The organism is Aquiflexum sp. TKW24L (assembly GCF_023502205.1).
GTDB lineage: Bacteria > Bacteroidota > Bacteroidia > Cytophagales > Cyclobacteriaceae > Cognataquiflexum.
Genome location: NZ_JAMFLG010000045.1, coordinates 23,743 through 33,477 on the forward strand (window position 1 = coordinate 23,743; position 9,735 = coordinate 33,477).

General features: G+C 42.0%; 7 protein-coding genes and 2 tRNA genes. 3 read left to right on the forward strand and 6 right to left on the reverse strand.

The window, feature by feature from the left end:
- Nucleotides 1-43: 43 nt before the first annotated feature.
- Nucleotides 44-1,213, forward strand: a complete 1,170-nt coding sequence (locus M3O96_RS19680; protein WP_249723590.1) for a THUMP domain-containing class I SAM-dependent RNA methyltransferase — start codon at nt 44-46, stop codon at nt 1,211-1,213.
- 136 nt (nt 1,214-1,349) lie between these two features.
- Here the strand turns inward: M3O96_RS19680 and M3O96_RS19685 are convergent, their stop codons facing one another.
- Nucleotides 1,350-3,452, reverse strand: coding sequence for a M28 family peptidase (locus M3O96_RS19685; protein ID WP_249723599.1), 2,103 nt, complete (start codon nt 3,450-3,452; stop codon nt 1,350-1,352).
- Nucleotides 3,453-4,602: 1,150 nt separating this feature from the next.
- On the opposite strand from M3O96_RS19685, the gene M3O96_RS19690 reads away from it, so the two are divergent.
- Nucleotides 4,603-5,358, forward strand: coding sequence for an NUDIX hydrolase (locus M3O96_RS19690; protein WP_249723601.1), 756 nt, complete (start codon nt 4,603-4,605; stop codon nt 5,356-5,358).
- 56 nt (nt 5,359-5,414) lie between these two features.
- The gene (locus M3O96_RS19695; RefSeq protein WP_249723603.1) at nt 5,415-6,509 is read left to right on the forward strand and encodes an AI-2E family transporter; all 1,095 of its coding nucleotides are present in this window, start codon (nt 5,415-5,417) and stop codon (nt 6,507-6,509) included.
- Nucleotides 6,510-6,526: 17 nt separating this feature from the next.
- Here M3O96_RS19695 and M3O96_RS19700 read toward each other — a convergent pair.
- From M3O96_RS19700 to M3O96_RS19720, 5 genes are all read right to left on the reverse strand, one after another.
- A tRNA-Leu gene (locus M3O96_RS19700) sits at nt 6,527-6,608 on the reverse strand.
- Nucleotides 6,609-6,623: 15 nt separating this feature from the next.
- Nucleotides 6,624-6,697, reverse strand: a tRNA-Pro gene (locus M3O96_RS19705).
- A gap of 437 nt (nt 6,698-7,134) precedes the next feature.
- Nucleotides 7,135-7,365 carry a hypothetical protein gene (locus M3O96_RS19710; RefSeq protein WP_249723605.1) on the reverse strand — a complete coding sequence of 77 codons (231 nt, stop codon included), beginning with the start codon at nt 7,363-7,365 and terminating at the stop codon, nt 7,135-7,137.
- The gene (locus M3O96_RS19715; RefSeq protein WP_249723608.1) at nt 7,320-7,760 is read right to left on the reverse strand and encodes a DUF5675 family protein; all 441 of its coding nucleotides are present in this window, start codon (nt 7,758-7,760) and stop codon (nt 7,320-7,322) included. The genes M3O96_RS19710 and M3O96_RS19715 overlap by 46 nt, the downstream gene beginning before the upstream one ends.
- A 4-nt stretch (nt 7,761-7,764) precedes the next feature.
- Nucleotides 7,765-8,511: a hypothetical protein gene (locus M3O96_RS19720; protein ID WP_249723609.1), complete on the reverse strand. Its 747-nt coding sequence runs from the start codon at nt 8,509-8,511 to the stop codon at nt 7,765-7,767.
- Nucleotides 8,512-9,735: the final 1,224 nt, after the last annotated feature.

The following is a 9,735-nucleotide window of genomic DNA, read 5'->3' on the forward strand; positions in this document are numbered from 1 at the left end:
AGGGAAGGAGACATATGACTATAAATTTTTTACCTTTGTGGTTATGGTAGATTTTGGATTGAAAGGAAAGGTGGTAGTCACCTGCAAGGATAGGTTTTCGTCATATCTCGAAAAGGAACTGATTGATTTGGGCTTTACGCCTGTAAAAACAGAAAGGACTTCCATCGAATTGGAAGCATCATTGTCCGACTGTGTTTTTTTGAACCTTCATCTGAGGACTGCCAGTCATGTGCTTTACGAAATCAGGTCTTTTTACCTGCATCATGCCGATGATATTTATAGAAGGATCAAGGCATTGCCTTGGGAGGATTATATCTCCGAAAGCTCTTATTTTTCTGTGATTTCCCATGTGGACAATCAGAGTGTAGACAATCCCCTTTTTGTCAATGTCCGGATCAAAGATGCCATTGTAGACCGATTCAGGGAAAAGTCCGGGATTAGGCCGGATTCGGGATCTGCTTTGGAAGGAGCCGTATTTCAGCTTTTTTGGAAAGAAACACAAGCTAATCTCTATATCAATACTACCGGGGAAACCTTGGCCAAACACGGCTATAGAAAAATTCCGGGTAAGGCACCGATGTTGGAAGCCTTAGCATCTGCAACAATCATTGCTACTGAATGGGATAAGCAAAGCCCCTTTGTCAATCCCATGTGTGGGTCAGGAACTTTGGCGATAGAAGCCGCCATGATGGCTACCAACAGGTATCCGGGGCTACTCAGAGACCATTATGCTTTCATGCATATCAAAGGCTATGAGGAGGATTTATTTTTGACAGCAAAGGAAAAACTACAATCGGAAATAAAGGAAGTTCCGGGGCTAAGGATCATCGCAAGTGACCTCAGCGAGCAGGCGATTTTGTTCAGCAGAGAAAATGCTGCTATGGCAGGAGTGGAGGATTTGATCGAATTTGAAGTGGGTGATTTTGAAGAGACGACCGTTCCTGAATCTGATTCCGGGGTGGTATTCTTCAATCCTGAATATGGAGAAAGATTGGGTGAAGAGGAGGATTTGGCCATTACTTACAAGAGAATGGGGGATTTTATGAAACAAAAGTGTCCCGGATATACCGGTTTTATTTTTACAGGAAATGTATCCCTTGGCAAAAAAGTAGGATTGCGTGCTGCAAGAAAAATCGAATTTTATAACGGGACAATTGATTGCAGGCTTTTGAAGTTTGAATTGTATAAAGGGACGAGGGAGAAGGTTGATTAGTTATCAGTCCACGGACCACTGTCCACAGTGGGAGATACCCACCATCATGCCATATTTGAATTTGATATGTCTAGTGCGGAGCAAAAATGTAGAAATAAAAAAAACCGGCAGACGCCGGTTTTTTTTGTTGGATAGATTAAAGGCTTTTCAGAAGTGTATCCATCTTTGATTTGAGATCCAGAATGGCTTTGCTGTATCGGTCATCCCATTCGGCTAACCTTGCAGAGGATTTCATTTCCGCTTCGTATTGGATTCCGGGAAGCATCCATGATGCGTATCCACTAAATGGATCTGTGGAGGCATACAATGACCGGTACCAATTCCCATAATACATTCCTTTTGGGTCGATAAAGCTTTTCTCCAAGGCGATTAGGTCTTTGTTGACGCCTTTGATCTTTTTAGAATCAAGCTGATTTCCGGATAAAGTGGCAGCGATCTTGCTGTCGAGGGCTTCTGCACTTGTCTTCAAACCTGCAAGGGCTGCTTTTGATTTTTCAAAGCCCTTAAAATTTTTGTCATACGCTTTGACACTTTTCTCTGCACTTTCAAAATGCAGGGCCAGGTCAGTAGCATATCTGGAAGCCTCATAGGGTATAATCTCCGCATTGGCCAACCTCAGAGCCATGACTCCAATAACCTGCTCTACCATACCCCCCATTTTGAAAGTGGGGTCGGCAAATTTCTCATAGAAATAAAGGTCATCGTAGTTGGTATGGTACAGCGAAGGGCCGCTAGCTCCCCCGCTGATGGAGGGTATACCAACATGCATATAAAAGCCGATATGATCCGAACCACCACCTAGATTTCCTATGCTTGGTTCAGGTTTGCCGGCTGCCCAAACCTCGTAAACAGTCTTGGCCGAATCGGGATAGGCCACCTGCTTGGCTGATTCCATGATCACTTTTTTCAAAGTAGGAGAGGCGGCTGTACCAAAATTCCTTCCGGATACAGCAGCATCCAGGTTGATATAGGCAACCGCTTTTGCTCCCAATTCATCACGGAATTGCTCGACCCATTCTGTGGATCCGATCACGCCATGTTCTTCTGCATCCCAATGGGCTATCAAGATGGATCGGGCAGGTCTTTTCCCATCTTTCGCCATTTTCCCCATGGTTTCTGCCATGCTCAGCAACATTGCCGTGCCGGAATTGGGATCGGTAGAACCAAAACCCCAAGCATCATAATGGCATCCAAGGATGATCCATTCGTCAGGATACAATTCACCTTTTAAGGTTCCTACCACATTGTTTGCACGCGTCATGCCTTTTTCCTGCTGCACTTTGAGTCTGACAGTCAAATCTTTGCCGCCTTCAATTCTGTAGGTAAAAGGCAAACCTCCCTGCCAACCTGCAGGAACGGCTTTTCCATTCATTTTGCCAATGATTTCTTTGGCAGCTCCATAGCCAATGGGTGTGACAGGAATGGTATGCAATCCTTTTACCTCTTCAGGTTTCAATCTTTTAATTTTGACTTTGCCATCCAAAGGAAGTGCAGGCTCAAAAGGCGTCAATGCATCTCCGGTCCAATCGACTGTTAACAAAGATCCCCTTTGGATGGAGCTTTCATCATAGAAAGTCCCTTCAGGAAACACCGGACCCCTCATGTACCCGGCATCTGCTGGGTCTGTGAATATGATCAAACCAACCGCGCCGTATTCTTCTGCGAATTTGGCTTTATAGCCTCTGAAATTCCCACCATATCTCGCCAATGCTATTTTTCCTTTGATTTCAATTCCCATTTCTTTGAGCTTTTCAAAGTCTGCTTTGACACCATAATTGACATAGACCACTTCTGCGGTCACGTCTCCATTCCCAGAAAAAGCATTCCAACCTTTCCAAAGGTTTGGATTAGAAGAGTAAGGATCTTCGGCTAGGATGTTCTCTTGTTGGTTGAGGGGTTGCCTGATAGGGGTGACGATTTCCACAATGGATTCTCCCGGGCCTTTGGACAAATAGAGGTCATACGGATAGACGACCACATCCCAACCTGACTTTTTCATGGATTCAGCCATGTAATCTTTCACTTTTTCATTGGCAGCGGTGCCAGAAACATGCGGTTCTGAGGTGATGGCTTCCAGGTGGATTCTAAACCTGCTAAAGTCAACGGTCTCTTTGAATTGCTTTTCAAAGTCCAACTGTTTGGTTACAGCATTTTTTGAGAATCCGTCCAATGTCTGGGAGTGAAGCTGCAGCGCAACCCATCCCACCATTAATAATGTCATTAAATAATGCTTCTTCATAGAATTTGTTTTAGAAAATCACCTGTTCACAAATATATCCAAACCCCAAAATGAAATCATTGATAATTGTTGAAAGGTTGATATTTGGTTTTATTGTTTGGAGGGGGGAGGTTGGGAGAGGTTGTAGGGATGGGAGGAGCTGGGAATTAGGTTGTAATTGTTGTAGTGGTTGTAGTGGTTGTAATGGTTGTCGGCTTCGCGTTGTCAGGTTGGGAAAGTTGTAATTGTTGTAGTGGTTGTAATGGTTGTCGGCTGGGCGTTGTCAGGTTGGGAAAGTTATCAGAGAATCAATTCTTGCATCTTGTGTCTTGCATCTTGTGTCTTTTTTGGTTGTCTGCTTCGCGTTGTCGTTGTTGTCGAGTTGGAAAAAGTTGTAGGGATAGGAGGAGCTGGGAATTAGGTTGTAATTGTTGTAGTTGTTGTAATTGTTGTAGTTGTTGTAATTGTTGTCAGGCTATCTGCTGCGCCTTCTTGGTACTTGGTACTTGATTCTTGGTACTTGTTTCTGGTGTCTTTTTTGGTTGTCTGCTGCGCGTTGTTACCTGTTGTTAAGTCGGGATGTAAATAAAAATCCCCCTAATGAGACATCAGGGGGATTTTACTTGGTTTAAGTTCAATTTGGCTTAATTAATCTTAAAATTTATAGTTTGATTGCTATAAAATGGTTGATATTTTTCTTTCAGTGGAAATGATAACTTGTTGATCTATTGGATGATTTCTTTAAGAAATTTAAGTATGTAAGAAATGAAGCCCGTGAGTATGAAATCTATTCAAATTCTGGGCTTTGAACTTAACTGCACGCTACATCGGTCTTCCGACTTCGGTCTTCCGTCCCGACTGTAAAAGGATATAGGGTTACTTGCAAAGAAGCGGATAACCATCAAGTAATATTTGTTTTTGAAATGAATCAAGTTCGTATTTCAAATATAAAAAAATATTTCAGATCATTGTGTAAATTGGACATATTGAATCAGGTTATTAATCGCATTAATGTTAGTAAGCCAAAATTCATTAATGATGGGGACGCCTGCCTCCGGTAGGCAGGGAAGACCGAAGATGTATCTGGTGGTAACTGATTTTCCCCTCTATTCATGGATTTAATTATTTAGCGAATTCAAAAGAATCACATCGTTTATACGATAATAATGCTATGGCAAAACTGAGGACCGGGAATTTGGATTTTGATAATGAGGAGGTTTTCCCCCAACTCTCGCTGGATTGTGTCATTTTTGGTTTTCATGCCGGGTCTTTGAAAGTGCTTTTACTCAAGTGGAAAAGCAGGGAATATTGGAGTTTGCCGGGAGGATGGATCCGGCAAATGGAAGATATCGACGATGCTGCCATCCGGATTTTGCAGGAAAGGACAGGGTTAGATCATATTTTTTTGAGGCAGTTTTACACTTTTGGCAAAACAGAAAGGTATGATAGTCAGGAACTTTCTGATAAGCTTTCTTATATCATCGACCCTAGAGCATGGTTTGACAGGACCATTTCCATCGGCTATTATGCTTTGGTGGATTATGCTGCCGTTTTTCCCAATCCTGATGAATTTACAGATGAATGCAGGTGGTGGGATTTGGAGGAAGTTCCTGAATTGCTGTTTGACCATTACGACATTTTAAAAAAGGCATTGCATTCTTTGAGGTTGGAGTTGAGTTATCAGCCTGTGGGGTATAATCTTCTCCCCGAAAAATTTACGATGCCGGAAATGATGAGAATGTATGAGGCCATTTTGGGAAGAAAAATTGATCCCCGAAATTTTCAAAAAAAAATCCTCCATTCGGGGATAGTGACCAAACTGGATGAGGTAAAAAGGGGCGTGGCCCACAAGTCACCGTATCTATATTCTTTCGATCGCAAAAAATACCAAGAAGTGTTGGAAGATGGTGGCTTGTTTATTATTTGAGGCTATTTGATACCATTGATTTGTAAAATTTTTAACTTGAATCAAAATCACCAAAAATGGCAGTTTCTTTAGCCCGCGTCCAGAAAACAGCTTATATCCTCTTCATCATTGTCATTGTTTTTTGGATCTTGAAGGTCGGATCATTCATCATCATTCCTGTGGTATGGGGTATTTTCTTTGCCTTTTCCCTGTACCCCATTTCAAACTGGTTTGAAAAGAAAAGACTCCCCCGTGGACTTGCCATTGCCCTGACCATCATTCTGATATCAGCCATTGCACTCTTTGTATTTTATACATTGATCAATCAGGTGCTGAGTTTGATTTTGGATATTCCTGAAATCAGCGAATCGTTCAATAAAAAGATCTCCGCCTATTTTATAGACTTGGGTGGCATGGTTGGTTTTGAAGAATCATCGATGCCTAAGATCAGCAGTCTTATTACACCCGAAAACCTGAATGCTACACTTTTGGGTGCCGGAAAATCCCTTACTTTGGCAGGAATCGTTCCTTTATTCATTTTTTTGATGCTTTATTACACTGATTTCTTCATGGAGTTTCTCAAAAAAATTTCCGGAGAGGACAATCATTCCCTTTTAACCTGGATAGATGATTCAGGCAAGGTCATTCAGTCCTATTTGGTAGGTATAACGATCGTGACGGGGATTGTATCAGTGATGTCTGGGGTGTTTTTTTATTTTTTAGGCATCAAATACTACTTGCTATTCGCAGTATTGATCGCAGTGATGAACCTTATCCCCTATGTAGGAGTGATCATCAGCTCTTTTTTGGTTGTGATCTATGTGCTATTGACAACTGACAGCCTTTTCTATCCATTTTTTACCATGTTTGTCCTATGGATCATTCAGCTGATTGAAAATAACCTGATTACACCAGTGATAGTGGGTTCAAAGGTCAAGGTAAATGCCATGGTGGTGATTTTGGCAATATTGATTGGAGGAAGCCTGTGGGGTGTATCCGGGATGATTTTGTTTATTCCTTTGATGGGAGTTTTAAAAATCACATTTGACAGGATCCCTTCTTTGGCGCCTTATGGCTATTTGTTAGGGGATAAATTTCCGGTGAATGAAAAAAATGAGAATTTCTTGAAGGCATTTTTGAGAAAGGTAAAAAACAAAAAAGAGGCTGATTAGCCTCTTTTTTGTTTTTGTGCGCACGAGAAGACTCGAACTTCCACACCCAAGGGCGCTGCCACCTGAAAGCAGTGCGTCTACCAATTTCGCCACGTGCGCAATAATAATTATAAGTCGGGGTGGCAGGATTCGAACCTACGACCTCCACATCCCAAATGTGGCGCGATACCGGGCTACGCTACACCCCGAGCTAATTTTTGCCTTTGTTTCAATTGTGAGATTAAGAAGTAAACTTCAAAATCTAACTATCTGAACAATAAAGACTTGTATATTCAAAATACTTTCCAATTCACTTTTGACATTGGATTCAGAACCTGCTTTTGGTTCGAAGGCTCAAAAGTAATCATTAAATTGATTTTAAAAACAGAATTGTGGGGTATTTCAAAATAAAAATTATGAGTGTTTCAAAGCTTGACAGTTGCAATAATGTAATGCTTGAATTTCTTTTAAATTTATCTTCAATTATGAAGGGATGGCGGCCTATTCAAAATTAAACAAGAGGGAATTTGTCGGAATTAAGAGCTTGGAGGATTATTGTTGAAGAAATGAAGAATAAAAGAAATAAATCATCCCCATCTCAATAAGACAGGGATGATTGGTCAAAAGGCTACTTTTTATTTCTTGCCTAGACTGGCGGAGCTTTCTTTTGCAGCTGTAACCTGAGAGCATTCAAGTCCTTGGACATGGCCTGCATGGCTACTTCCATCAATTGGTACCTGGTCTGCACCTCATGGAGGTTGAGCTGCAGGGCCCTGAAGTCCTGCAGGAGGAACTTCAACAGGTATGCAATGATGGAGAGCATCAAAGAAATTACCCCTCCTGCACCTGCAAGGTATTCTGCGGATTCAATTTCCATCGTGTCTGTTTTGAAGGTTTGAGCTTACTGTAAATCTCCAGCCATACCTCTTCCCCCTCTTCCATGCAATCCATCAACCTGTCGGTCAACTTCCTACATGCAAGTCGGGTGAACAAGGGTATGCTTTCTTTGAAACAGGTGACCGGGACTATGCAGTCCTTTGCAGCTGATACCGCATTGTACCTGATTTTTATGTGTCTGTCATCCACATCAAAATAGAGGTGCCAACCGCTGTTCTCGTCATATTCGCATTCCAATCTGAACAATCCTTCCGGACAGGGGATACTTTCTGATGATATCGAAGGTTCCAGGGTTTTGCAAAGCAGCTTTCCGTAGAGGGAAATTTCTCCCCTAGTTACGTGCGTTCCATACTCCCTTTTCATGAGCAGCTTCATGGCCTTAGACTTTTTCTACGGTGACAATTGCTGCTGCATTGTGCTCTTCGCTGTTGAAAGCGTAGTTCTGCCCATTGACCACCTGCAGGAATTCGATCCCTATGATAAACAGCTTGTTGGGTTCAGGTAAACCTGCCTTTGGGATAGTCATGGTGATGAGTCCGGTAAGTTGCTCCACGGGATGGTTTATTCCGGCATCGAGAATGAAACTTTTGGTCCCTGCCTGGAAATCAAATGATGCCCCTGCAGCCATCAATTTGAAATGTGTTGCTCCCAAGGGAATGGACAGGAAATCCACCGGCAGGAAAGGGTCGATGGAAAATCCCCATTCTGTCGGGGTGTTGGTCAGGGCAATTTCTGTCTTGACCGAGCCTGAGAGGACGGCATTGGAATTGATTTCAAAGCCCTGAATCAGGCTCCAGTCACCTTCCGCCACAATCCTTTTCCCCCTGCCATTGACAGGATCTGTTCTTAGGACTTTCATCATCTCCCTTATCAATCTTGCGTGAAATTTGGAGTCTGCTATTCTGAGAACTGCAGGTCTGATGGTATCTTTAAGCATTTTTACCGTCTTGGCATTTTCGGAAAACTCTTTCAGGTTTTCCCTGGTCCGAGCGTACTTGGGATCGGTCATGATCCTGTCTTTGGAGACGCCTCCTTTTTCTCGGGCCATGTGGCCGTCCCTGGTTTTGTAGAAGGAGAATCCTCCTATGTTACCTTCGAGTTTGAATGCACTTGCTTGCTTTGCCATTTTTGATTTGGTTTATGTGAAACATGATCAAATGTGGGTAGGCTGGCTGTGGAAAAAAAAGCAATCTGCGGATCCTGCGGATATTGCGGATTCTGCGGAAAAGTGCGGTTTCTGCGGATTATGCTGGATTTGTGAATTAGTTCACAGTCCGTAGTCCACAGACCACAGCAGATTCATTGAAATAGAAAACTTGTTCAAATTATTTTCAGACTTAGTTCAAAAGGTAAATTGGTGTCATTGTTCACCTTGGAAAAGTACAAGTGTAGAAAATATCGGTATAATTATATGGTTTCTTGGAAATTGGTCAAAAGTTAACGAATGGTGGGGGAGGGTATAACGGAAGGTGGGGGGAAGGTGGGAGGAAGGTGGGGGGAGACTGGGGGGTAAAATGGCTAATTATGGAATTTTTATTGAATTATTTTTTTTAGAATTGACCTTTTCTAAGAAGGGGAGTGTTGCATTTTTTGGAGAATCTGGAAGAAAATGTAATGGTTGTCTGCTTTGCGTTGTCGGTTTGGGGAAGTTGTAATTGTTATAGTTGTTGTAATTGTTGTAATGGTTTTCAGCTTCGCGATGTCGGGTTTTCTGGTTGAAAGGGTTGTAATTGTTCTAGTTGTTGTAATTGTTGTCAGATTATCTGCTGCGCGTTGTCAGGTTGAGAAAGTTGTCGAGAAATCAAGTCTTGGATCTTGTGTCTTGAATCTTATGTCTTTTTACTCCAAAACAGGGAAGGGAATTTTTTACCACAGATTTAAAGGATGGTCACAGATGGGATTTTTTTTTACCACATAGAGTCATAGAGAACATAGGGGGAAAATGTTGTAATTGTTGTAGTGGTTGTAATGGTTGTCGGGCGCGTCACCCTGAGGAACGAAGGGTCTCTTTCCAGTGGTTGTAATTGTTCTAGTTGTTGTAATTGTTGTCAGATTATCTGCTGCGCGTTGTCAGGTTGGGAAAGTTATCGAGAAATCAAGTCTTGGATCTTGTGTCTTGGATCTTGTGTCTTTTTACTCCAAAACAGGGAAGGGAATTTTTTACCACAGATTTAAAGGATGGTCACAGATGGAACAATATGAATTTTTTACCACATAGGGTCATAGAAAACATAGGGGTGTATTTTGTTGTAATTGTTGTAGTGGTTGTAATGGTTATCTTGTTATCAAGTTCTCAAAGTTGTCGAGAAATCAAGTCTTGGATCTTGTGTCTTGCATCTTATGTCTTTTT